The organism is Devosia oryziradicis (assembly GCF_016698645.1).
GTDB classification, from domain to species: Bacteria; Pseudomonadota; Alphaproteobacteria; order Rhizobiales; family Devosiaceae; genus Devosia; species Devosia oryziradicis.
Window position 1 is genome coordinate 2,900,236 of sequence record NZ_CP068047.1, and the last position, 23,193, is coordinate 2,923,428.

Here is a 23,193-nt window from a genome sequence, read left to right on the forward strand (position 1 = left end):
TCGCAATTGGACTGCTCTTGCGGAATTGCAACGTTCTTATTGACTGGCTATAGCTCGCCGTCATGAGGAGCCGGTGATCCTTCCGCCGGCCGGGAGCTATCATGACCGACGCCAAGCTGACGCTGCCCAAGACCAATTCGAGCCCCTGGTCGAACCGTCCTTTCCACCGGCAGTATCTGATGCGGCAGGCCAACAACCTGTTCGATTTCTTCGAAGCCCCGTCGATGAATGCCAAGGGTGGCTTCTTCGAGCTGGACGACGAGGGCAATCCGCTGGACGCCGACAATGCCAATCGCCAGATTCACGTCACCACGCGCATGGTGCATTGCGCTGTGCTGGGTAGCCTGATCGGCCGGCCAGGTTCGGACGAGATCGTCGACCACGGCATGCGTTACATCTGGGAAAAGCATCGGGATGGGCGGCATGGCGGCTATGTGTGGAGCCTGGACGATGACGGCGTGACCAATGGCGCCAAGCAGGCCTACGGGCATGCCTTCGTCCTGCTGGCGGCATCGAGCGCCAAGCTCGTGGGCCATCCGCTGGCAGACCAGATGATCGCCGACGTGACCGGCATCATCAATGCGCGCTTCTGGGACGAGAAGAGCGGATCGGTGAAGGACGAATACAACCAGGACTGGTCGCAGCTGCTGCCCTATCGCGGGCAGAACGCCAACATGCACATGACCGAGGCGCTGATGGCGGCGTTCGAGGCGACGGGCAATCGCGACTACCTGGGCAAGGCGGAACGGATCGCCGAGCTGATCATCGCCCGCAATGCGGTGCCGCTGGGGCATCGCGTGGCCGAGCATTTCGACCAGCATTGGGTGCTCGACAAGAATTACGAGGGCAACGAGATGTTCCGCCCCTCGGGCACCACGCCCGGGCACTGGCTGGAATGGGCGCGACTGCTGTACCAGCTGTGGGTGCTGGGCGAAAAGCGGCATTCGTGGATGACCGGCGCGGCGCGGGAGCTGTTCGTCCAATCCATCGAGCTGGGTTGGGACAAGGTGCATGGCGGCTTCTTCTATACGCTGGACTGGGACAACAAGCCCATCATGCGCGAGAAGCTGTGGTGGCCGACCAGCGAAGCCATCGGAGCGGCCGCCTATATCTCGGCCTTTGACAACGGCGACTACTTCCAGGCCTGGTACCGCAAGCTTTGGGACTATGCCGAGAACCACGTGATCGACCACAAGCGCGGTGGCTGGCTGAGCGAACTGACGGAAGACCTGCGGCCGACATCGCGGCTGTTCGTGGGCAAGCCCGATATCTACCACGCATTGCAGGCCTGCCTGATCCCGCTCTATCCCGCCAATGGCAGCCTGACCAAGGGTATCATCGAAGCAGACCACACCATGAGGCAACACCACTAGTTGCCAGTGCTGCACGGCGCGCGTACATCAGCGCGAGATTTGAGAGACCTCGACGATGTCGCGCCCCGATCGCCTGCCCGCCCAATTGCCGCGCCTGCTGGTGGAGCGCGCTGTTGCCGCCGCGCTCGAGGAAGACCTCGGGCTGGCCGGTGACCTGACGAGCCAGGCGACCCTGGCGCCAGAGGCCCGGGCGACGGCGAGCCTGTCGGCCCGAGAACCGGGCGTGATTGCCGGGCTCGACCTGGCGGCGGCGGCGTTCCGGCTGGTGGGAGACGGCGTGACCTTCACCCCTGCACTGGCCGATGGCGATCGCGTCGCCGCCGGCGGCCTGGTAGCTGAAGTGGCGGGCCCGGCCCGGCTGGTGATGTCGGCGGAGCGGGTGGCGCTCAATTTCCTCAACCACCTGAGCGGCATTGCGACGCTGACGCGCGAATATGCCGATGCGGTTGCCGGCACGGGCGCGCAGATCTGCGATACGCGCAAGACGACCCCAGGGCTGCGGGCTTTCCAGAAGTATGCGGTGCGCTGCGGGGGCGGCGCCAATCACCGCTACTCGCTGGATGACGCCATCCTGATCAAGGACAACCATATTGCCGTGGCCGGCGGCGTTTCCGCGGCTTACCGGGCAGCCGAGGCCTTTGCCGGGCACCTGGTCGCGATCGAGATCGAAGTGACGAGCCTGGCCGAACTCGAGGAAGCCTTGGCGGCCGGAGCGAGGGTCGTGCTGCTGGACAATATGGACAATGACACGCTGAGGCAGGCCGTGGCGATCAATGCCGGGCGCGCCAAACTCGAAGCGTCGGGCGGAGTGAAGCTGGATCGGGTGCGCTCGATCGGCGAAACAGGCGTCGACTATATCTCCACCAGCCAGATCACCATGGCGGCAAAGCCGCTGGACCTAGGGCTCGACGTGGTGGTGGAACGCTGATGACCGCTGTCATGCAGGCGCCGACCGACCATCACCTCACTACGCTCGCCCTGGACGCAGCCATTGCGGCAGCACGGGTGATCCTCGAAGTCTATGCGCGGCCGATTGCGGCGATCGCCAAGGCCGATGGCTCGCCCGTGACGGAGGCAGACGCCGCAGCCGAGGCGGTGATCCTGGCGATGCTGCGACCGACGGGCATCCCGGTCTTGGGCGAGGAGAGCGTGGCTGCCGGGATCATTCCCGTGCTGGGGGATCGCTATTTCGTGGTGGACCCCCTGGATGGCACCAAGGAATTCATCAAGCGAAACGGCGAATTCACGGTCAATATCGCGCTGGTCGAACATGGCGTCCCCGTGCTTGGCGTGGTGCTGGCGCCGGCAACGGGCGAGACATTTATCGGCGATGCCTCGGGCGCCTGGTTCTGCAACACGCAGCCCGGTTCAGATCCGACACGTACCAGGATTGCCGTGACCTCGGCAGAGCGACTGCGGATCGTGGCGAGCCGCTCGCACGGGCATGCCGCGCTGGCTGCGTTGTGCGAGACGCTTGACGTGGAAGCCGACGTCTCGGTCGGTTCGTCGCTGAAGTTCTGCCTGCTGGCGCGCGGCGACGCGCAGCTTTACCCTCGCTTTACCCCGACATCGGAATGGGACACGGCGGCCGGGCAAGCGGTGCTAGAAGCGGCAGGCGGGGCCGTGGTGACGCTCGATGGTGAGCGCATGCGCTATGGGAAGGGCGACCTGGCGTTCCTCAACCCCTATTTCGTTGCGGCATCGGGCCGCGAACTGGCGCAGCGCGCGGCAGCGGAAATGACAAGGCTCCTCGCCCTCTGAGGCTAGCCATGCAACCTGCTCTTAACTGCTCTGCCGGAACTGCTGGGTAGCAGAACTTGCGCGATTCATCGCGGGACTATACAGAACCGGCATATATCGGTCCGGCATATGTCCCGGCGGAGCCAGCGCATGAACGTCAGAACTCTCTGTCTATCGATCCTCTATGAGGGCGAAGCGACCGGGTATGAAATCCGGCGGCTTTGCGTCGAGGGGGAATGCTCGTACTTCATCGAGGCCAGCTTCGGCTCGATTTATCCTGCTCTTGCCCGGCTCGAGGAAGAGGGGCTGGTGGTCAGCCGCACCGAGCAGCAGAGCGGCAAGCCGTCCAAGAAGGTCTATTCCATTACCGAACAGGGCCGCGCCGCCTTTGCCGAGGAGCTGTCCGGCCCGCTCGGCGATGACGTGTTCCGCAGCCCGTTCCTGCTGTTTGCGCGCTTTGCACACATCCTGCCGCGCGACCTCGTCGAGGCGCGCGCCAATGAGTTCCTGGAAAGGAACATCGCCAATCATCGTCAGCTCGAAGAAGCGTTTTCCGACCGGGAAACCAGTGCTTCGGACCGGTGGGTAATTAATTACGGACGTGCAGTGATGGAGGTTGCCGAACGGCACATGCGCTCCCATATGCACGAACTGATCAACTTGGCGCGAGCCGAGCAAAAAAAAGACGCGGCTGAGTAAAGGGGCTTATCTCAATGCGTGCACTGTTTTCCTACGGCATTGCCTTCCTGATCCTGGTTTTGGCAGGGATTTGGCTGGGCACCGGCACCCTGGTGATGGGTGGCAACGGTCCGGGCAAGGGCGAGCGGCCCATCATCTCGGTGATCGAGGGTGAAGAACATGGGCCGATCGCCACCCAGCTGGCTGAATCGGGCGTTCTTGCCGAACACAAGACGGAGCACGCGGTCGACCCGCACCTGACCATCGCGCAGCGCAACGAGCAGCAACTGGGCGCCAATACCCAGCTGCAATCGGTGCGCACGTCCACCTATGTCGCCAAGCCGATGCCGATCGAAGTGCCGCTGCGCGGCCGTACCCGCGCCAAGGCTTCGGTCAGCGCCGTCGCCGAGACCGCCGGCGTCGTCGACACTGTCCATGTGACCAAGGGGCAGAACGTGGCCGTCGGCGACCTGTTGTGCACCCTCGACCAAGGCACTCGCGCGGCCGCCGTGGCGCAGGCCAAGGCAGGCCTGGAGCAGGCCAACGCGTCGCTGGCACAGGCCCAGTCCGATTTCGACACCAATGCAGAGTTGCGCCAGAAGGGCCTGGCTGCACCCAACACCGCCCGCCAGCTCGAGGTTGCGCTGAGCGCCGCCAAGGCGGCCATCAGTTCGGCACAGGCCGGCCTTGACAATGCCCAGGCCGAACTCGACCGCACCGAGGTGCGGGCCAAGGTGGCCGGCGTGGTTGAGGACCCGCTGGCGACTGCTGGATCGATGCTTGGCATGGGGCAGCCTTGCGCTACGATCGTCCAGCTCGATCCGATGGTCTTTATCGGCCAGGTGCCGGAAGCCCGCATTGGCCTCGCCAAGCTCGACCTGCCCGCCAAGATCTCGACGATCACCGGGCAGGAAGTCAATGGCAAGGTGACCTTCATTTCGTCGACCGCGGACCCGGCAACGCGTTCGTTCCCGGTAGAAATCGAGATGCCCAATGCCGGCGGCGCCATTCGCGACGGCATCACCGCGACCGCCACGGTCAACATGGGGACCGCGCCGGCGCACCTGCTGCCACAATCTGTCCTGACGCTGAACGACGATGGCGTGCTGGGCGTGAGCTCGGTGGTCGACAACGTGGTCAAATTCCTGCCCGTGACCATTGCCAGCGACACCCGCGAGGGCGTGTGGGTGCTGGGCCTGCCAGTATCGGTCGACGTGATCACCGTCGGCCAGGAGTATGTCACCGACGGCCAGACCGTCGATGCCACCAACGTTCCTGCCGAAGCCACCAACGTAACAGCGAGCTGATACCATGCTGGACTTTATCGAACGCATCCTGCGGATGCCCAGAGTTGTTCTGACGGTCATGGTATTGCTGCTGGGCGCAGGCCTGGCAGCCTATACCTCGCTGCCCAAGGAAAGTTTCCCGGCCATCGACATCCCGTATTTCTACATCTCGGTTGCGCAGACCGGGGTGTCGCCGCGCGATGCCGAACAGCTGCTGGCCAAGCCGATCGAAGACCGGATCAAGGAAATCGACGGGCTCGAAAACTACTCGTCCACCGCGACGACCGGCCATGCCTCGGTGTTCCTCGAATTCAACGTCAATGCCGACAAGGACAAGGCGCTGGCCGATATCCGCGCCAAGATGGACGGCATCTCGGCGGTGTTGCCTGACGACGCCACCGAACCGACCGTGACCGAAATCTCGTTCTCGGACATGCCGACCATTTCGGTCGCCGTCTATGGCACCGTTCCGGAGCGCGAGCTGGTCCGGCGGGCCAAGGACCTGCAGGACGAACTCGAAGGCATGGGCGACGTGCAGAGCGTGACCCTGGGCGGGTCGCGCGACGAGGTGCTCGAGGTCACGATCGATCTCAATCGCCTGGAAGCCTATAACCTGACGGCGGCAGAGCTGTTCGACGCGCTGTCCAAGAACAACATGGTTGTTCCGGGCGGTACGCTCGACAGCGGCCAGGGATCGTTCAACGTCGAAGTTCCAGGCCTGATCAAGAATGCCCAGGACGTGTTCACCCTGCCGCTCAAGACTTCGGGCGACACCGTGGTCACCTTCGGCGATGTCGCGACCATCACCCGCACGTTCGAGGACGCGACGTCCTATTCCCACGTGAATGGGCAACCGGCCATCACCCTTGGCGTCATCAAGAAGCTCGGCACCAACGTCATCACGGTTTCGGACGACGTGCGCCGGGTGACCGAGGAATTCACCGCCGACTGGCCGCAGGGCATTGAAACCAGCTTCCTGATCGACCAGGCGGATTCGACCAAGGGGCTGTTCCGCTCCCTGGAAGCGGCGGTGCTGACCGCAGTGGCGCTCGTGCTGATCACATGCGTGGCCACCCTTGGCTGGCGCGCAGCCATCATGATCGGCATGTCGATCCCGATCTCATTCATGATCGCGTTCCTCGTCGTCCAGATGCTGGGCATGACCATCAACATGATGATCATGTTCGGGCTGGTGCTCGCGGTGGGCGTGCTGGTGGACGACCCGATCGTGGTGGTGGAATATGCCGAGCGAAAGCTGATGGAAGGCGTCTCCAAGAAGGAGGCGTTCATCCTGGCTGCCCGCAAGATGTTCGTGCCGGTGGTTTCGGCCACCTTCACGACGCTCGGCGCCTTCGTGCCCCTGCTGTTCTGGCCGGGCATCATCGGCAAGTTCATGAGCTACCTGCCGATCATCGTGATCGTGGTGATGTGCGCCTCGCTGGTTTCGGCGCTCATCTTCATGCCGATCATCGGTGCGCTGATTGCATCGAGCAAGGTCGATCCGCATCACAAGGAAGCGGCAGACATCGTTATGTATGCCGACAAGTTCGACCCCAAGAAGGTCCGCGGCATCACCGGCATCTATGTGCGGACGATGCAGCACCTGCTGCACCAGCCCGTCCTGACTCTCGGCGTCGGCTTCGCGCTGATCGTGTCTATGTTCGTGATCTACATGAACAGCAACCCGACCACCGAGGCATTCCCCGCTTCGGAGCCGGAATTCGGCACCGTCAACGTGATCACGCGCGGCAATTACTCGCCGATCGAAATCCGCGACATGCTGGTCGAGGTGGAGAACGAAATCCTCCAGGTCGAGGGCATCCAGGACGTCATCATGAGCTTTGGCGGTGGTGGCGACGCGATGAGCTCGGGCGGCCCGCCGGATACGATCGGTTCGTTCAACCTGCAGCTGCTGCCCTATAACGAGCGCGTCAAGGCGGCGGAAATCTTCCAGAACATCCGTGACCGGGTGGCCGATATATCGGGTCTGGACGTGCAGATTGCCGCCCAGGAGAACGGCCCGCCGGCCGGCAAGGCCATCAACCTGCGCGTGGAAGGCACGGTCTATGACGACATCGCTCCGGCCGTCGCCAAGCTGCGCGACTATGTCGAGAACGAACTGGGCGACACGATCGACATCGAAGACGGCCGCCCTGCCCCGGGTATCGACTGGCAGGTGACGATCGACCGCGAAGCCGCGGCCAAGTATGGCATCGGCGTGCGTGAGCTCAGCCCCTATGTGCAGCTGGTGACTTCGGGCGTCAAACTGGGCAGCTATCGCCCCGACGATGGCGGCGACGAACTGGACATCCGCGTCCGCCTGCCCGAGGGCGAGCGTACATTCGATGCCCTGGACTCGCTGCGGATCGTGACCCCGCAGGGCCTAGTGCCGGTGAGCAACTTCATCGAGCGCAAGGCCGTGCCCAAGGTGGCCAATATCTCACGGCGCAATGGCGTCTATGCCATGACGGTCGCCGCCAACCTCAACCCGACCAATGCGGCCGGTGAGCCCGTGACAGCCGATGCCAAGATCGAGCAGATCAAGGCCTGGCAGGCGACGCAGGATTGGCCCTCCACGGTCGAGATCGTCTATGGCGGCGCGGCGGAGCAGGTCGATGACACCAATGCCTTCATCGTGTCGGCATTCGGCGCCGCGATGTTCCTGATCTTCCTGATCCTGCTGCTGGAATATAACAGCTTCTGGCAGGTGCTGGTGACGCTCTCCACGGTGATCATGTCGCTGGGCGGCGTGCTGCTGGGCATGGCGGTCACCGGGATGAGCTTCTCGGCGATCATGACGGGTCTGGGCATCGTGGCGCTGGCCGGTATCGTGGTGAAGAACGGCATCGTGCTCATCGATACCTACAACCACTACAACCGCGACGAGCATGTCGAGCCGATCAAGGCGATGCTGCTGACGATCAGCCAGCGCGTGCGGCCCGTGCTGCTCACTGCGACGGTGACGGCGCTTGGCGTGATCCCGATGGCGATGAATGTCGAGTTCGACTTCATCCGTCGCGAGATCGTGGTGGGCGGTATTGCCGGGTCGTGGTTCATCCACCTCAGCGCCGCGCTGGTGTCGGGCCTGTTCGTTTCGACAGCCCTGACGCTGGTTATGGTGCCCGTGATGGTGGTGGCCCCCAATGTGCTGTGGGGCCAGATCAAGTGGATCGGCCATCAATTCGCCCGCCTGGGCCGGTTCGTCACCGGTCGCGGACGCCAGCCGGCGATGGCCGTGCCCGCGGGTTTTGACGGCATGGCCGTGGAAATCCCGGCCGATGCCGACAGCACCAAGCGCTACATCGTCAGCAAGGATGCTGGCCTGGTGGAGCAGGAAAAGAACGGCGTGACCGTGGTCAGCCGGCCGGAAGCCGCCGAATAGGCTGGCGCATACGAATTGAAAAGGCCCGCAGCGATGCGGGCCTTTTTGTTATAGGCGGTGCATTGGGGCGTCACCGTCAGCAGTGCCTGTGGCTTGGTGGCCGTGGCAGGCGCAGCATCTGCTGGCGATCCTAATGGTCGGACTGAGGCCGTCGCGCCGCACCAACAGGCGCGCAGCGTTTGCAGGCCCAATCCTGTTCCGGGAGCCAATGACCTAGTGAGACCGGCACTGGCGAAGTGGTGACCGGCGAGCTACGCTGCAGCAGTGGGAAGGAGCTCCGGCTAGGCGAAGGCGTCACTCCGCTGCCGGCAGGCCGCGCTTGACGAAGCCGTCCGGATCGTTGGCGGTCTGCAGCAGCTTTTCCTCGGCCTCGGTGGCCTCGCGCTGGCGGTTCCACATCTGGGCGTAGAGCCCGTCCTTGGCCAGCAGGGCCACATGGTTGCCGCGCTCGGCAATCACGCCGTCGCGCAGGACCAGGATTTCGTCGGCATTGACGACGGTCGACAGGCGGTGGGCGATGACCACGGTGGTGCGGTTCTTGGACACAACATCGAGGGCCGACTGGATGTCACGCTCGGTCTTGGTATCGAGCGCCGAAGTCGCCTCATCGAGGATGAGGATGGATGGCGCCTTGAGAATGGTGCGAGCGATGGCGACGCGTTGCTTCTCGCCACCCGAGAGCTTCAGGCCGCGCTCGCCAACCGGGGTGTCATAGCCCTTGGGCAGCGTTTCGATGAACGGCCCGACCTGCGCCATGGCGGCCGCGTCACGGACCTCGTCCATGCTTGCCGTGGGTCGGCCATACTGGATGTTGTAGCCGATCGTGTCGTTGAAGAGCACGGTATCCTGGGGGACCATGCCGATGGCCGAACGCAGGCTTTCCTGCGTGACCTGGCGCAGATCCTGGCCATCAATGGTGATCGAGCCGCCAGTGACGTCGTAGAAGCGGTAGAGCAACCGCGATATGGTCGACTTACCAGCGCCGGTGGGCCCGACAATGGCGACGGTCTTGCCGGCGGGGACCTCGAAGCTGACGCCCTTGAGGATGGGACGCTCGGGATCGTAGTGGAAGCTGACATTGTCGAAGCGGATGACCGGACCGGTGACCGCCAGCGGCTTGGCGTCCGACGCGTCCTGAATTTCCGGATCCTGGTCGAGCAGCTTGAACATCTCCTCGATATCAGTCAGGCCCTGCCGCAGCTCGCGATAGACGAAGCCGATGAAGTTGAGCGGCCGGTAGATCTGCATCAGGAAGGTGTTGAGCAGGACGAAATCGCCCAGGGTCAGCGTGTTGTTCATGACGCCGACAATCGACATCACGGCAATGATCAGGAAGCCGGCGTAGAAGATCAGCGCCTGGCCGAAGTTGAGGAAACCCAGCGAGGTCCAGATGCGGATGGCGGACCGCTCGTAGCCGGCCATGGAGGCGTCGTAGCGCTCGGCCTCCATCTTTTCGTTGGCGAAATACTTCACCGTCTCGAAATTGAGCAGGCTGTCGATGGCCTTGCCGTTGGCGTCCGTGTCGGAGTTGTTCATGTCCCGGCGGATGGAAATGCGCCAGTTGGAGGCCTTGATGGTGAAATAGAGGTAACCCCAGATCATCAACACCAGCACACCCAGATAGGTGATACCGAACATCCAGACGAAGATGATCGCGGTGACAACGAATTCGACGATGGTGGGGGCAATGTTGAGCATCGTGAAGCGCACGATGGTCTCGATGCCCTTGGTGCCACGCTCGATCACGCGGCTGAGGCCGCCGGTGCGGCGGGCCAGGTGGAAGCGCAGCGACAGGCGATGCAGATGATGGAAAGTCTGCAAGGCCAGCTTGCGCACGGCATGCTGGCCGACGCTGGCGAACAGCACATCGCGCAACTGCTGGAAGCCGGCATCGATGATGTTGCCCAGCACATAGGCAACCACCAGGACGATCGGCACGGCCAAGCCAAGGATCACGGCGCCATTGGGCGCAGAACCATCCAGGCTGTCGATGATGCCCTTGTAGGCGAATGGAACAAGGGTGGTCGCGACCTTGCTGACCAGCAGGGCGCCGATGGCGAGGATCACGCGCAGCCGCAGATCGGGACGGTCCGATGGCCACATATAGGACCAGAGGTGGCGGACCGTAGCAAACAACGATCCTTCGTCCGCGCTAACGGACGGCTTGGGCGCAGCGCTGTCAGATGACATCAGGCGGGTTCCGCTTCCAGTTTGGATGGTGCGGGAGAAAAGCCCGCGACCATGCCGGAATAGGCGTCGCCCAGGGCGGCCAACCGGTCATGCTGGACGATGTAGCAATTGCGCGTGCCACGCGGCTTGCGCACGATGAGGCCCGCATCGAGCAGGACCTTGATATGCTGGCTGACCGTCGACTGGGCCAGCGTCAGCTCGTCGGTAACGTCGGCACAGCAGCACTCGCCGCGCTCCTGCTTGGCCAGGATGCGCAGAATGTTGAGCCGAACGGGGTGGCCCATCGCTCGCATGATGGTGGCAATATCGTCGTCGCGCATCGCTTCGCCATGGTTGATCGTCATTTGACGATAAAATGGGGTGTGGTGCGCAAATAATCAATGGCCCGCCGGAGGGCGGGCCATTTTGTGCGCAGTTAATTGGGCAGTTCGAATACCTGCCCGGGATAGATGCGGTCCGGATCCCTGATCTGGCCGGTATTGGCATCGTAGATGGTGGTGTACTTGATACCCTCGCCATAGACGCGGCGGGCAATGGTCCAGAGGTTGTCGCCGCGGCGGATAATCGCCTTGCCGGAGGCAAAGCGTTCCGCGTCGGGACCACCCACGGCGACCGCCACGAGCGTAGGCACTTCGGGTTCGGCGGCAGGCGCCGGAGCCGGCGCGGCGGGTGCCGGTTCAGTAGCCGGTTCCACTGCCGGCGGGGTCGGCGCCCCAGGCTCAGCAACGGCCACAGGTTCAGCGGGCGCCGGGGCAGGCTCGGCAGCGGGAGCCGGTTCGCTCGGCAGTGCCGGCTCTGCAACAGGTTGCGGTTCCGCCGGGGGCGTAGCAGCGGGTGCAGGTTCGGCCGGTGCTACGGGCTCAGCTGGCGGGGTCGCAGGCTCGGCCGGTGCGGCGTCCGGCTCCGCAGGTACTGCGGCCGGCTCTTCAGGCACTTCAACCGCAGGTTCGCCTGGCGCCGGGACGGCGGGCGTTTCGACTGCGGCCGCGGGAGCCTCGGCAACCGCCACTTCCGGAAGGTCGACAACAAAATCGACCTCGGCGCGGGCGGCGACGTCGGCCGTATCGCCTTCGAGCATATCGATGCGCACGCGCTGCTCGGGCTTGGTGAGCACCTTGCCAGCTTCGACAAGCCAGCGGCCAGCCTCGACCGTTGCATCGGCAATGTAGGAATCGTCGACGTAGAGCCGCATGGTCGCGCCTTCCGGGCCAGCGCCGGCAAAGAAGGTGCGATCGCCCTCGATCTCAATGGCGTCGATCGTGGGCGGCACGGCGGCAACGACGGCCGCCGGAGGTTCGGGCGCGGGGGTGGGAGCAACAGGGTCCGTGGCGGCGACGGCCACGGGTGAGGCCTCGGGCGCTGGCTGCTCGTTGGGCGCAGGCTCTTCAGGCGCGGGCTCTGCGGCTAGAGACTCGGCGGGCTCGGCAGCAGGGTCTGCCGCCGGCTCGATGGGTGGTGTCGTGGTAGGCGCCGCGGCGGGCTCGACGGCTGACGCCGGGGCGGGCTCGACGGGTGGGGCCGTGGTCGGGGCGGCAGCCGGCTCGGTTGCCGCAGGTTCTGCCGGCGGGACAGCGGCCTCGGTTGGCGGAGGTGTCGAAGGCGCGGAGGTGGGCTCGACCGGCGGGGCCGTTGGGGTGGCGGCGGGTGCTGCCACCGGTGGCGTGACAGGATCGGCGGCAGCGAGCTGGGTCGTGGTCCCGGCGCTTGGGCGATCAAGGCCCTGCAGGACCTCGCTGATGGCACCAGGGGTGCTGGCGACGACCAGCGGTTCGCTGGCCTTGTCTTCGTTGATCACGACGACGAAGGACTGGGCGGCGCGGCCGGTCTTGCCTGCTTCGGCCAGGGTGATTTCGGCGCCGCCGGGCGGGATCGGCGCGTCGGGGACCAGGACCCAATCACCGCTCGACTCGACCGTGGCCTTACCGAGCAGGGACTCGCCGGAATAGACTTCGACTTCAGTACCCGGCGTGCCGCTGCCGGCAATGACAACCGAGCCATCGGGCTCGGCGCGGAGCAGGCCAAAGGTGGCCGCGATCAGGTCATCGGGAACGTCAGGCGCCGGAGTGACGTCCAGCGCCGGCTCACCCACCGCGGTTTCAGTCTGCGGCTCGACGACGGCAACGTCGGTGGCAGGTGTTTCGACATCAGTCGTGGCAGTGACCGTGGGCCGGGGCAGGATGCCGGCGTCCGTCATCTTGCCGCGCAGGCACACGCCCATGCCGTCGGTGGAATTGAAACAATTGACAACGGAAGGACCAGCCAGAACACCCACAATGACGGCCAGGGTAACCGCTGCTGCCCCAAGGGTCAGTGCAAGCGGTCTTTTCGGAGCGGTTTCGGCCAGTTTGTCCTCCAGGACGATTGCGGCGGCTGTCCCCGCGGACGGGCCACCCGGTTAAGCCACTTTTTCTGTCGTCCCCTGCGCCGCTTCAGTCTTCAACAGCTTATAGGTTATCGATTCATACAGAGCTTCAAAGGACGCATCAATGATGTTGGCGGACACGCCGATCGTGTACCAGCGCTCGCCGGACCCGTCGCGACTCTCGACCAGTACACGGGTGACCGCGCCCGTGCCGCCGTCCAGGATACGCACCTTGAAGTCGACCAGTTCCAGGTCTTCGATGCGGGCGGAGTATTTGCCGAGATCCTTGCGCATGGCCAGATCGAGGGCGTTGACCGGGCCGTTGCCTTCGGCCACCGACATCAGCAACTCGCCTTCGACGCGGATCTTGACCACCGCTTCGGTGACGGTGATTTCCTCGCCCTGCGCGTTGTGGCGGCGCTCCACGCTGGCACGATAGTTTTCGACGGTGAAGTAGCTGGGCAAAGTGCCAAGCACTTCGTGGGCGAGCACCGCAAACGAGGCGTCGGCTCCATCATAGGAGTAGCCGCGCGATTCGCGTTCCTTGACGGTGGCCAGGAGCTTTTCGAGCCGGCGGTCATCCTTGCTCAGTTCGATGCCGTGGCGCGCCAGGGCCGTCAGCAGGTTGGACTTGCCGGCCTGCTGGCTGACCATGATGGAGCGTTCGTTGCCGACGCTTTCGGGCGGAACGTGCTCGTAGGTCGAGAAGTCCTTGAGCAAGGCGGACGCGTGGATGCCGGCCTTGGTGGCAAATGCCGAAGCGCCAACATAGGGAGCCTGCCGCATCGGGGCACGATTGAGCCGATCGTCGAAGGCGCGCGAAATCTGCGTCAACCGGGCCAGGCGCGTGGTGTCGATGCCGGTTTCGAACCGTTCGGCAAAATGGGGTTTCAGCACCAGGGTCGGGATGATGGTGACGAGATTGGCGTTGCCGCAACGCTCGCCAATGCCGTTGAGCGTTCCCTGGATCTGACGAACGCCGGCTTCCACCGCCGCCAGCGTGTTGGCGACGGCCTGGCCGGTATCGTCATGGGCATGGATGCCGAGGCGATCGCCTGGTGCAACCGACAGCACCTTGCCCACGATATCGCGTACTTCGGACGGCATGGTGCCGCCATTGGTGTCGCAGAGCACGACCCAGCGCGCACCGGCATCGAGCGCAGCCCGGACACAGGACAGGGCATAGTCGGGATTGGCCTTGAAACCATCGAAGAAGTGCTCGCAGTCGATTAGCGCTTCCTTGCCGGAGGCGACAGCGGCGACCACGGTGTCGCGCAGGTTGGCGAGGTTTTCCTCGAGCGAAATCTCCAGCGCGACCTTGACCTGGTGGTCCCAGGTCTTGGCGACAAAGCAGGTGGCATCGGCTCGCGAATTGAGCAGTGCCTGCACGCCAGGGTCATTGGCCGCGGAGCGCCCTGCCCGCTTGGTCATGCCGAAGGCTGTGAATTTTGCACGCCTGGTGCGGCGCTGCTCGAAGAACTCCGTGTCAACCGGGTTGGCACCGGGATAGCCGCCTTCAACATAGTCGACGCCGAGATCCTCCAGCAGGCCGGCAATGGAGATCTTGTCCTCGAGAGAGAACTCGATGCCGGCCGTCTGGGCGCCGTCGCGCAGGGTGGTGTCGAAGATGTAAAGGCGTTCTCGGGACATGGCTACTCAGGACTATTCTGGCCAGCTGGCGGTGTCGTGGTCGGGATGCTGATGGTTGGTGGACTTGATGAAGGCAGCCGTATCGGGCGCCTCAGACTCGGTGCTTTCCCGATCGGGCAGCTGGCCAAGGCCGTTGGCCCAGCTCAGGCGGCTTTCGACGCCGTGCTGGTCGACAGGTGGGAAGGCCGCGGGATCATCGAGCGAGCCGATGGAGACGCTCATCCAGTCCCCGTCTGTGTAGGCGAAGGTCAGCGGGGTGCCGCAGCTCGCGCAGAAGCCGCGCTCGGCCTGGTCGGACGAGCGGAAGATGCTCACCGCGCCGCGGGTGAGCTCGAAGGTTTCCGCTGGGCCGCCGACCAGCGGGGCGTAAAAGGCTCCGAAGGCCTTCTGGCACATGCGGCAGTGGCAGATATGCGCGCCGGAGGGCTTGCGGGTGAAGCGATAGCGGATTGCGCCGCACTGGCAGCCGCCGGACCAGGTCTGGCTCATGATTGTGCTCCCCGCGGCGGCCAGTCATCGGTGTCGTGGTCCGGATGCTGGTTGGAGTGGATGCCGGCAAGGAAATCGCGCCATTCGTCGGGTGCCTCGCTACGGAGGGGCAGCGCGGTCAATCCGTCAAAGAAACTCAGCTTGTCGGCGGGATTGACCTGGATGACCGGCGCGGCGACTTCGGGATCGTCGAATGCGCCGATGGCCAGTTCCAGGCCAAAGCGGGTTTCATAGGCCAGCGGGGTGCCGCAATCGCCACAGAAGGCGCGGCGGGCGGCGTTGGATGACTGGAACCACTTGGGCACGCCACGGGTCCATTGCGCGTTGTGGGCAGTGACCAGCGGACCGAAGAAGCCGCCAAAGGCCTTCTGGCACATGCGGCAATGGCAGATCGACGGGCGGCCCAGGCGGGTGACGCTGAAGCGCACGGCGCCGCACTGACAGCCACCGGTATGCGCCTGTGACGGCGACTTCACCGCTTCATCTCCCATCGGGTACGGCGCTGGCCTGCCTCGTCCTTGTAGTCCATCAAGGCGATACCCTGCTCTGCCAGTTCGTTGCGGATGGCATCGGCGCGGGCAAAATCCCTGCTGTCGAGTGCGGCCAGGCGCTCGGCAATGGCATTGGCGATGTGGGGCGGCTCTTCCCAGCCGTCATCGGAGGTCAGCAGTGTATCCAGGCCAAAGCCGAGGAAGCGGAGGGTGGCGGCAAGGCAATGGCGGGCATTGCCTTCGTCGCGGTTCGCCTTCTTCGCGATGAAGTCGAGCGCCACCGAGGCGCGGTGGAAGTTGAGGTCGTCGGCCAATTCGCGGACCACCGATTCGTCGGGCGCGTCGCCATCGGCCAGCTCCGCGCCGCGGGCGGCGCGCTGCCAGTCGCGCAGCTTGGCTTCGGCTTCTTCGAGGCGCTTGACCGAAAAGTCGATCGGTTCGCGATAATGCGTCATCAGCATCGCCAAGCGCAGCACATCGCCGATCCAGGCACGGCCGCCCATGGCGCCGGTTTCAAGCAGATCGTTGATGGTGACGAAGTTGCCCAGCGACTTGCTCATCTTCTGGCCTTCGACCTGAAGGAAGCCGTTGTGCATCCAGACATTGGCCATGGCGTGGGTGCCGTGGGCACAGCGCGACTGGGCAATTTCGTTCTCGTGGTGCGGGAAGATTAGGTCAAGCCCGCCGCCGTGGATGTCGAAGGTCTGGCCGAGATAGCGCTCGGACATGGCCGAGCACTCGATATGCCAGCCGGGGCGACCGCGACCCCAGGGACTGTCCCAGCCCGGCTCGTCGTCGGAGGACTGCTTCCACAGGACGAAATCGGCCGGGTTCTTCTTGTGCGCCTCCACTGCGACCCGGGCGCCGGCAAGATTGTCCTCGAGGTTGCGGCCCGAGAGCTGGCCATAATCCGGCATCGAAGTGGTGTCGAACAGCACCTCGCCAGCCGCGTTGTAGGCGTGGCTGCGCTGGATCAGGCTGCCGATCAATTCCTGCATCTGGGCGATGTTGTCGGTGGCGCGGGGCTGGACCGTCGGCTCGAGGGCGCCGAGCGCGGTGGCATCCGACAGAAACTGGGCTTCCGTCTTCTCGGTCACCCGGCGGATGGCGTCGTTGAGCGGCAGGTCCGGAAAGTCGCGCAGGGCGCGCGCGTTGATCTTGTCGTCCACGTCGGTGATGTTGCGGACATAGGTGACGTGATCGGCGCCATAGACGTGCCGCAACAGGCGGAACAACAAGTCGAACACGATAACCGGGCGGGCATTGCCGATATGGGCGAAGTCATAGACCGTCGGACCGCACACATACATGCGCACATTGTTCGCATCGAGCGGCGTGAAGGCCTGCTTGCTGCGGGTGAGCGTGTTGTAGAGCGTCAGCTGTGGCGTCGTCATATGGTCCGTCCCTGGCCATGCGAATGGGCGCTGGCAGACGGCTCTTCGAGTATCAGGTTATTTGGATGAAGAAGACCGCGCCGCCAACAGTTGGTTAGCAGGTAATAATGCAGCGGGTAATCAGAATGATGCCGGTCTTCATGGGCCGGAGATTGACTGCAGGCGCAACGGAAAGCAAGCGGAAAGAAAAAAGGCGGCCCGGCGGGCCGCCAATCGCTTTGGAGGCGATCAGTGAAACTGGGCAGTTCAGCCGCGGAACTGCTGGTGGCAGGCCCCGCAGGTACCGCCCAAAGTCTTGAGGGCCGCAGCGTAGCCATCCGCGTCCCCCGCTTCGGCCGCTGCAGCAGCTGCCGCCGCGGCGTCTTCGCCGGATTTGGCAATGGCCACGAAGGCGTCCCAGTTTTCCCAGATGGCGGGCAAGGCCTCGCTGTCGCCCACGATCGAGCCTTCAGGGAACAGGGCCGGGATGTGGCTGTAATTGGTCTTGATGGTCTGCATGGCAGCGACGGCCTCGGCGCCGCTGAGGCCGGCAGCGCTGCGCAGAATGCCGCCATCTTCGCGCATCAGGGCCTGGCGGGCTTCAACAGCTTCCTCGGGAGTAGCGGGAGCCACAAACGCATCCTGCGCCACGGTCGCGACAACGCTGGCAGCCAACAGCCCGGCAATTGCGATGGCAGAAATCTTCTTGATCGACATGAGTGCACCCTCAACAAACACACAGCGACAACGCCGCAGCCTGGGCAAAGTGGCATGTGAAAATGACATGCCCAACGTCTACACGGGAATGTTACCAGGTATTGCAAGGCGTTAGCGCTTGCCTGGTGGCGTCAGGCAAGCGCCACCCGTTGCACGATGTCCCCGAAAACCGACTGGCCGTCGCCCGCAACGGCCGCGATGCGGACCGTATCACCGGGCTTGAGGAAGGGTGTGCGGGCACGGCCGTATTTGAGTTTCTCGACAGTGCGCGCTTCGGCGATACAGGCAAAGCCGATGCCGGTGGCCTTGATCGGTAGGCTCTCATCGTGGCGAACCGATACGGTACCGCCGCCCACGATCGTACCCGATGCAAGGTTTCGGGTGCGGGCAGCCTCGACGATCAGGTCGGCGAAATCGAAGTGCATTTCCGCGCCGGCATTGGGTTGGCCATAGAGGGTGCCGTTGACCTCGATGCGCACCGGGAGGTGAAGGCGATCGTCGCGCCAGGCACCGCCCAAGCTTTCGGGCGTAGCCACGATTGGCGCGAAGCTGGTGGAGGGCTTGGCGTGGAAGAAGCCGAAGCCGTTCTGCAGGTCGTCGGCGACGAGGCGCCGAAGGGATACGTCATTGCAGACGGTCACCAGCCTGATGGCTGCGGATGCCTGGTCCCTGGTGGCTCCCATGGGCACGGCGCCGATGATGACCGCCACCTCTGCCTCGAAGTCGATGGCCAGGTCGGGATCGGTCACCCGGATGGGGTCGGTCGGCGCCGAGAGCGAATCGGAACCGCCCTGATAGAGCAGCGGCCTGACCGACTGGAGTTCCTCGTCCTTGCTACCCTTGAGGCTGCGAACGCGCTCGAGGTGGCTGAGATAGCCGGCGCCGTCGATCCACTGGTAGGCCCGCGGCAACGGCGCCAGAGCCATGGCCGGGTCGAATGGCTGACCGGCGATAGCGCCGGCGTCAAGCTGGGCGGCAAGCGCGGAAAGGCCCGGCAACAGGGCGTTCCAATCGTCCAGGGCTGCCTGCAGCGTGGGAGCGATGCGGCCGGCGGAGACGAAGCGGGTGAGGTCAGCCGAGAGAACGACAAGCTGGCCGTCCGGGCGGCTGTTCCTGAGCGTGGCAAGCTTCATCGGCGCAATCTCGCAACTGTGTGGCCTTGCAGCGCTACCACGTGGGCAGCCGCGCCACTATAGTGTTGCAATCGGTCCTATCGTTGTCTTAAGGGCCGGGTGGATCGGCGCGCGGCGCGCCGCGAAGAGGATAGTTCGCAGCTTGGGCAGGAACGGCGTACGCGCCCTTGTATTGATGGTGCTGGCGGCGATCTGCCTGGTGCTGGACGTGAACACGGCCTATGCGCAGGCAGCGCAGTGCTTCCAGCTCGAACAGGCCCTGCGCCAGTTCGACAACAACTCGTCCTACCAGCAGATGGGCGGCAATTCGCAGGCTGCCCGGCAGGCCCAGCGCGATGTGCAGGCCATGGAAAGCCGCTATATCCGTGACGGATGCAATGACGATGCCAAGGCCGGTCGCCAGCTGACGCCGGAATGCCGGCAGATCGGTCGCGAAGTGCTGCGGCTGCGTGAAGTGGCGGCCGGCGTGAACCAGCAGGTGGAAACGGCCAACGCCGTTGGCGCCCAGCGCGAGGCAATCCTGCAGGAAATGGCGCGCTTCGGCTGCGGCGCCAACCAGGGTTCGAGCGCGACTTTCACGACCGAGCGGCAGTCGGTGTTCGACCGGATCTTTGGCACCACGTCGCAGGGCGACTTCACCGATGGGCAGATGATCGATGGCGGCGACTACTGGGGCTATTCCGGCTACCAGACCGTGCGCACGGTGTGCGTCCGGCTAAGCGATGGCTATTTCTGGCCCATCAGCTACGCAACCCTACCCGACTATGTCAGCAATGATGCAATGACCTGCCAGCAGAGTTGTCCGACCACGGCGGTCGATCTCTACTTCTATGACAATCCGGGCCAGGAGCCCGAGCAAATGCGCAACATGTATGGCGAGCCCTATACGGCGCTGCCGACGGCGTTCCGCTATCGCGAGGCAGTCGACACCAGCCCGGGTGCGAACTGCAAGGTGGCCCCGAAATCGGACGGTGCGCTCAGTGTTGCGACCGGCGCGGATGGTTCGACGCGCACGATGATCGAGGTCAATGGCGTGACGTTCCCCCTGCCCTTGCGTGATCCGCGCGGCGTGGCGCCCGTGCAGGCGGCCGAGGTGCCGGTTCAGGCGCCGCTCGAAACCGCAACCCTGGTCGATGTGCCGCTGCCTCGCCCCCGCCCTGCTGGCCCGGGGGAAACGCCGGTGACCCGACCGGTTCAAGCCAAGGCGGAGACCGAGTTGCGCCTGGTGCAGTTCGGCGACAAGGTGGTCAGGGTAGTCGGTCCAGACACGCCTTACGCCCAGCCAACGGGAGCAGGGACTTAAGCTCGGGGCCGTCGTGACGGCCGGTAAGGGCCAGTCGTAGCGGCAGGAAGAGGGCCTTGCCCTTGCGACCGGTGGCCGCCTTGATGGCCTCGGTCCACTGGCTCCAAGTGGTCTCGTCCCACGGCTCGGGCGGCAGCAGCGCCTTGGCCAACGCCAAGAAGTCTCGATCTTCATCGGCAATGACGGGCTCTATCGGTCCGGTCACCAGCCTGGACCATTCGGCGATCTCGTGGAACTTGCGCAGGTTTTCGCGCAGCAACAGCCACATGGCCTCTCCTTCGAGACCCAGCGCCGAAAGGCGGGCACTGGCACCCTCATAGGGCAGCACATGCAGCAGGCGGGCGTTGAGGCTATCCAGCTCAGCCGGATCGAAGCGGGCAGCACCATGCGAGATCATCGAGAAATCGAGGCGGTTGGCGATCTCATCGAGGGTTTCGTAGGCCTCGATCGGCAGGCTGGTGCCCGTGAGGCTCGCCATGATGGCTACAGCCATGGGCTCGTAGCCCTCGTCGCGGAAGTCGCTAATGGACTGGGAGCCAAGACGCTTGGAGAAGCCCTGCCCGTCCGCGTCGGTCAGAAGATTGTGGTGCCCAAAGACGGGTGCCTCGGCCCCCAGGGCCTCGAAGATCTCGATCTGCGTGCCGGTATTGGACACGTGGTCCTCACCCCGGATGACGTGGGTAATGCCCAGATCGATGTCGTCGACGACCGAGCAGAGCGTATAGAGGTAAGTGCCGTCCTCGCGCACCAGCACCGGATCGGACATCGAGGCCGTGTTGACGGTCTGCGGACCCTTGATGAGGTCTTTGAAATGGACCGGGCGGCCATCGAGCTTGAAGCGCCAATGCGGCTTGCGGCCTTCGGCCTCGAAACGCGCGCGATCCTCTGCCGTAAGGTTCAGCGCGGCACGATCATAGATTGGCGGCTTGTTGAGCAGACGCGCCCGGGCGCGTTTGCGATCAAGCTCTTCCTCGGTTTCGTAGCACGGGTAGAGCCGACCACTGGCGATCAGGCGGTCGCGCGCAACGTCGTAGAGTTCCAGACGCTCGGATTGGCGCACCAGAAGATCGGGCGTGATGCCCAGCCAAGCCAGGTCACGCTCGATGCCATCGGCGGATTCGCGCGTCGAGCGGGCGACGTCGGTATCGTCCATGCGCAGCACGTAGCGGCCACCGTGGCGACGGGCGAAGAACCAGTTGAGCAAGGCCGGGCGGGCGTTGCCCAGATGGATGCGGCCGGTGGGAGACGGCGCCCAGCGAACGGTGGGTATCGGGCTGGTCATCCTATCGTCCGATCCTTGTAACCGTTGGTGATCGGGTATTTGCGGCCCAGGCCGAAAGCCTTGACGGTCAGCTTGGGGCCCGGAGCAGACTGGCGGCGCTTGTATTCGGCGATATTGAGCAGGCGCTCGATGCGCTCGACGAGCGCCTGGTCATAGCCTTGGGCGACGATCTCGGCGAGGGACAACTCATCCTCGACGATGCCCTTGAGAATGGCATCGAGCACCGGATAGGGCGGCAGGCTGTCCTGATCGGTCTGGTTGGGGCGCAGTTCGGCAGAGGGCGCCTTGGCAATGATGGCTTGGGGAATGACCTCGCCTGCCGGGCCCTTGCAGTCGCCGGGCACATGGCTGTTGCGCCAGCCGGCCAAGCGATAGACATCCATCTTGAACATGTCCTTGAGCGGGTTGTACCCGCCATTCATGTCGCCATAGATGGTGGCATAGCCGACGCCCATTTCCGACTTATTGCCGGTGGTCAGGAGCATGGAGCCCAGCTTGTTGGACACCGCCATCAACACAACGCCACGCATGCGCGACTGGATGTTTTCCTCGGCAAGGTCCGCAGGGCGGTTGTCGAAAATCGGGGCCAGCTCGGCCAGTGCCTGGTCGACGGGATCGCCGATGGAAACGACGTCGTAGCGAACGCCCAAGCGCTCTGCGCAATCCTTGGCGTCCTTGAGGCTGGCCTCGGATGTGTAGCGGTAGGGCAGCATGATGCAGTGGACGTTTTCAGCGCCGAGAGCATCGACGGCCATTGCCGCAACGACGGCGCTGTCGATGCCGCCGGAGAGACCTAGCACGACCTGCTTGAAGCCATTTTTGTGGACGTAATCGCGCAGTCCGAGCACGCAGGCGAGCCAGGGCGCTTCGTCGGTGGTGGTGAGGTCGACGACCTCGCCCTGGACGCAGACCCAACCGTTGTCGCCGCGCACCCAGTCGGAGACGATGAAGTCGGTCTGGAACGACTTGCCCTGGAAGACCAGTTTGTTGCCCGGTTCCATGCCGAAGGAGGCACCGTCGAACACCAGTTCGTCCTGGCCACCAACCTGGTTGAGATAGAGCATGGGCACATCGTCTTCGGCGACGCGGGCGCGGACGAGGTCTTTGCGGACATGCTGCTTGTTGGTCCAATAAGGAGAACCATTGGGACAGAGCATGATCTCGGCGCCGCGCATGGCCAGGTGCTCGCAGACGCTCGGGTGCCAGATGTCTTCGCAGATCGGGATACCGATCGGCACGCCCTTGATCAGCACCGGCTCGGTCAGCGGGCCCGGCACGAAATAGCGCCGTTCGTAGAAGACGTCGGAATTGGGCAGTTCGCGCTTGAGGCGGGTAGCGATGATCCGGCCGTCTTCAGCAACCACGACCGCGTTGTGAAGGCCGGTCTTTTCCAGCCACACGGTGGGCAGGATGAGGACAACGTCGGTCCCCGCCGTGTCCGCGACAAGGTCGCGCGCTGCCTGCATGGCGTCGGCGATGAATTTTGGCTTGAACAGCAGATCGTCAGGGAAATAGCCGGTGAGGAAAAGCTCGGAGAGCAGGAGGATGTCGGCCTTGGCGGCAACGGCATCGGCCAGGGCCCCACGGGCCAATGCCAGGTTGCCGGCGAGGTCGCCGACCTTGGGATTGAGCTGAGCAAGCGCAATTCGGAGGCGGTCGGTCACGGGCTGGCCTAACTGGGTGGTGGGCGGACGCTGTCGGTGCCTTGCCATACCGCCCCCGCATCCGGTACCGCAAGGGGAGA

18 protein-coding genes are annotated in these 23,193 nt (G+C 64.2%); 7 read left to right on the forward strand and 11 right to left on the reverse strand.

The annotated features are described in order from the left end of the window. The first annotated feature begins 101 nt into the window (after positions 1-101). The 6 genes from JI749_RS14475 (at position 102) to JI749_RS14500 (ending at position 8,459) form a co-directional block, all read left to right on the forward strand. Positions 102-1,373: an AGE family epimerase/isomerase gene (locus JI749_RS14475; RefSeq protein ID WP_201655346.1), complete on the forward strand. Its 1,272-nt coding sequence runs from the start codon at positions 102-104 to the stop codon at positions 1,371-1,373. Positions 1,374-1,428: 55 nt separating this feature from the next. Further along, the gene (nadC, locus tag JI749_RS14480; RefSeq protein WP_201655351.1) at positions 1,429-2,301 is read left to right on the forward strand and encodes a carboxylating nicotinate-nucleotide diphosphorylase; all 873 of its coding nucleotides are present in this window, start codon (positions 1,429-1,431) and stop codon (positions 2,299-2,301) included. Continuing rightward, the gene (gene cysQ, locus JI749_RS14485) at positions 2,301-3,134 is read left to right on the forward strand and encodes a 3'(2'),5'-bisphosphate nucleotidase CysQ (RefSeq protein WP_201655354.1); all 834 of its coding nucleotides are present in this window, start codon (positions 2,301-2,303) and stop codon (positions 3,132-3,134) included. The genes nadC and cysQ overlap by 1 nt, the downstream gene beginning before the upstream one ends. Before the next feature lie 129 nt (positions 3,135-3,263). Continuing rightward, the gene (locus tag JI749_RS14490; RefSeq protein WP_201655357.1) at positions 3,264-3,812 is read left to right on the forward strand and encodes a PadR family transcriptional regulator; all 549 of its coding nucleotides are present in this window, start codon (positions 3,264-3,266) and stop codon (positions 3,810-3,812) included. A gap of 14 nt (positions 3,813-3,826) precedes the next feature. Then, the gene (locus JI749_RS14495; protein ID WP_201655360.1) at positions 3,827-5,098 is read left to right on the forward strand and encodes an efflux RND transporter periplasmic adaptor subunit; all 1,272 of its coding nucleotides are present in this window, start codon (positions 3,827-3,829) and stop codon (positions 5,096-5,098) included. A gap of 4 nt (positions 5,099-5,102) precedes the next feature. Next, a complete protein-coding gene (locus JI749_RS14500; RefSeq protein ID WP_201655363.1) occupies positions 5,103-8,459 on the forward strand; it encodes an efflux RND transporter permease subunit in 3,357 nt (1,118 codons plus the stop codon). Between the two features lie 294 nt (positions 8,460-8,753). Here the strand turns inward: JI749_RS14500 and JI749_RS14505 are convergent, their stop codons facing one another. From JI749_RS14505 to JI749_RS14545, 9 genes are all read right to left on the reverse strand, one after another. Continuing rightward, positions 8,754-10,649, reverse strand: coding sequence for an ABCB family ABC transporter ATP-binding protein/permease (locus tag JI749_RS14505; protein ID WP_201655366.1), 1,896 nt, complete (start codon positions 10,647-10,649; stop codon positions 8,754-8,756). Further along, positions 10,649-10,993 (reverse strand): ArsR/SmtB family transcription factor, encoded by a 345-nt coding sequence (locus JI749_RS14510; protein WP_201655369.1) that lies wholly within the window; start codon positions 10,991-10,993, stop codon positions 10,649-10,651. Before JI749_RS14510 ends, JI749_RS14505 begins: the two co-directional genes overlap by 1 nt. A 71-nt stretch (positions 10,994-11,064) precedes the next feature. Then, the gene (locus tag JI749_RS17545; protein WP_201655372.1) at positions 11,065-12,843 is read right to left on the reverse strand and encodes a LysM peptidoglycan-binding domain-containing protein; all 1,779 of its coding nucleotides are present in this window, start codon (positions 12,841-12,843) and stop codon (positions 11,065-11,067) included. 201 nt (positions 12,844-13,044) lie between these two features. After that, a complete protein-coding gene (cimA, locus tag JI749_RS14520; RefSeq protein WP_201655375.1) occupies positions 13,045-14,661 on the reverse strand; it encodes a citramalate synthase in 1,617 nt (538 codons plus the stop codon). A 12-nt stretch (positions 14,662-14,673) separates the two neighbouring features. Beyond that, positions 14,674-15,150: a GFA family protein gene (locus JI749_RS14525; RefSeq protein WP_201655378.1), complete on the reverse strand. Its 477-nt coding sequence runs from the start codon at positions 15,148-15,150 to the stop codon at positions 14,674-14,676. Then, a complete protein-coding gene (locus JI749_RS14530) occupies positions 15,147-15,641 on the reverse strand; it encodes a GFA family protein (protein ID WP_201655381.1) in 495 nt (164 codons plus the stop codon). The genes JI749_RS14525 and JI749_RS14530 overlap by 4 nt, the downstream gene beginning before the upstream one ends. After that, positions 15,623-17,035, reverse strand: coding sequence for a cysteine--tRNA ligase (gene cysS / locus JI749_RS14535; protein WP_201655384.1), 1,413 nt, complete (start codon positions 17,033-17,035; stop codon positions 15,623-15,625). Before cysS ends, JI749_RS14530 begins: the two co-directional genes overlap by 19 nt. A gap of 246 nt (positions 17,036-17,281) precedes the next feature. Further along, the gene (locus tag JI749_RS14540; protein WP_201655387.1) at positions 17,282-17,731 is read right to left on the reverse strand and encodes a c-type cytochrome; all 450 of its coding nucleotides are present in this window, start codon (positions 17,729-17,731) and stop codon (positions 17,282-17,284) included. A 131-nt stretch (positions 17,732-17,862) separates the two neighbouring features. After that, entirely contained in the window at positions 17,863-18,864 is a 1,002-nt protein-coding gene (locus JI749_RS14545) for a fumarylacetoacetate hydrolase family protein (protein ID WP_201655390.1), read from the reverse strand. Positions 18,865-19,006: 142 nt separating this feature from the next. On the opposite strand from JI749_RS14545, the gene JI749_RS14550 reads away from it, so the two are divergent. After that, positions 19,007-20,167 (forward strand): DUF2865 domain-containing protein, encoded by a 1,161-nt coding sequence (locus JI749_RS14550; RefSeq protein ID WP_201655393.1) that lies wholly within the window; start codon positions 19,007-19,009, stop codon positions 20,165-20,167. Here the strand turns inward: JI749_RS14550 and gltX are convergent. Next, on the reverse strand, positions 20,112-21,449 hold the full coding sequence (gene gltX / locus JI749_RS14555) for a glutamate--tRNA ligase (RefSeq protein ID WP_201655396.1): 1,338 nt from the start codon (positions 21,447-21,449) through the stop codon (positions 20,112-20,114). The two genes, JI749_RS14550 and gltX, sit on opposite strands and share 56 nt — an antisense overlap. Beyond that, on the reverse strand, positions 21,446-23,161 hold the full coding sequence (locus tag JI749_RS14560; protein ID WP_201655399.1) for an NAD+ synthase: 1,716 nt from the start codon (positions 23,159-23,161) through the stop codon (positions 21,446-21,448). The genes gltX and JI749_RS14560 overlap by 4 nt, the downstream gene beginning before the upstream one ends. Between the last annotated feature and the right edge of the window lie 32 nt (positions 23,162-23,193).

Bases quoted from the DNA above. Each gene is read 5' to 3' on its own strand.
- JI749_RS14475 (WP_201655346.1), top strand. From the start codon at position 102: ATGACCGACGCCAAGCTGACGCTGCCCAAGACCAATTCGAGCCCCTGG.
- nadC (WP_201655351.1), top strand. From the start codon at position 1,429: ATGTCGCGCCCCGATCGCCTGCCCGCCCAATTGCCGCGCCTGCTGGTG.
- cysQ (WP_201655354.1), top strand. From the start codon at position 2,301: ATGACCGCTGTCATGCAGGCGCCGACCGACCATCACCTCACTACGCTC.
- JI749_RS14490 (WP_201655357.1), top strand. From the start codon at position 3,264: ATGAACGTCAGAACTCTCTGTCTATCGATCCTCTATGAGGGCGAAGCG.
- JI749_RS14495 (WP_201655360.1), top strand. From the start codon at position 3,827: ATGCGTGCACTGTTTTCCTACGGCATTGCCTTCCTGATCCTGGTTTTG.
- JI749_RS14500 (WP_201655363.1), top strand. From the start codon at position 5,103: ATGCTGGACTTTATCGAACGCATCCTGCGGATGCCCAGAGTTGTTCTG.
- JI749_RS14505 (WP_201655366.1), bottom strand. From the start codon at position 10,649: ATGTCATCTGACAGCGCTGCGCCCAAGCCGTCCGTTAGCGCGGACGAA.
- JI749_RS14510 (WP_201655369.1), bottom strand. From the start codon at position 10,993: ATGACGATCAACCATGGCGAAGCGATGCGCGACGACGATATTGCCACC.
- JI749_RS17545 (WP_201655372.1), bottom strand. From the start codon at position 12,843: ATGACGGACGCCGGCATCCTGCCCCGGCCCACGGTCACTGCCACGACT.
- cimA (WP_201655375.1), bottom strand. From the start codon at position 14,661: ATGTCCCGAGAACGCCTTTACATCTTCGACACCACCCTGCGCGACGGC.
- JI749_RS14525 (WP_201655378.1), bottom strand. From the start codon at position 15,150: ATGAGCCAGACCTGGTCCGGCGGCTGCCAGTGCGGCGCAATCCGCTAT.
- JI749_RS14530 (WP_201655381.1), bottom strand. From the start codon at position 15,641: ATGGGAGATGAAGCGGTGAAGTCGCCGTCACAGGCGCATACCGGTGGC.
- cysS (WP_201655384.1), bottom strand. From the start codon at position 17,035: ATGACGACGCCACAGCTGACGCTCTACAACACGCTCACCCGCAGCAAG.
- JI749_RS14540 (WP_201655387.1), bottom strand. From the start codon at position 17,731: ATGTCGATCAAGAAGATTTCTGCCATCGCAATTGCCGGGCTGTTGGCT.
- JI749_RS14545 (WP_201655390.1), bottom strand. From the start codon at position 18,864: ATGAAGCTTGCCACGCTCAGGAACAGCCGCCCGGACGGCCAGCTTGTC.
- gltX (WP_201655396.1), bottom strand. From the start codon at position 21,449: ATGACCAGCCCGATACCCACCGTTCGCTGGGCGCCGTCTCCCACCGGC.
- JI749_RS14560 (WP_201655399.1), bottom strand. From the start codon at position 23,161: ATGGCAAGGCACCGACAGCGTCCGCCCACCACCCAGTTAGGCCAGCCC.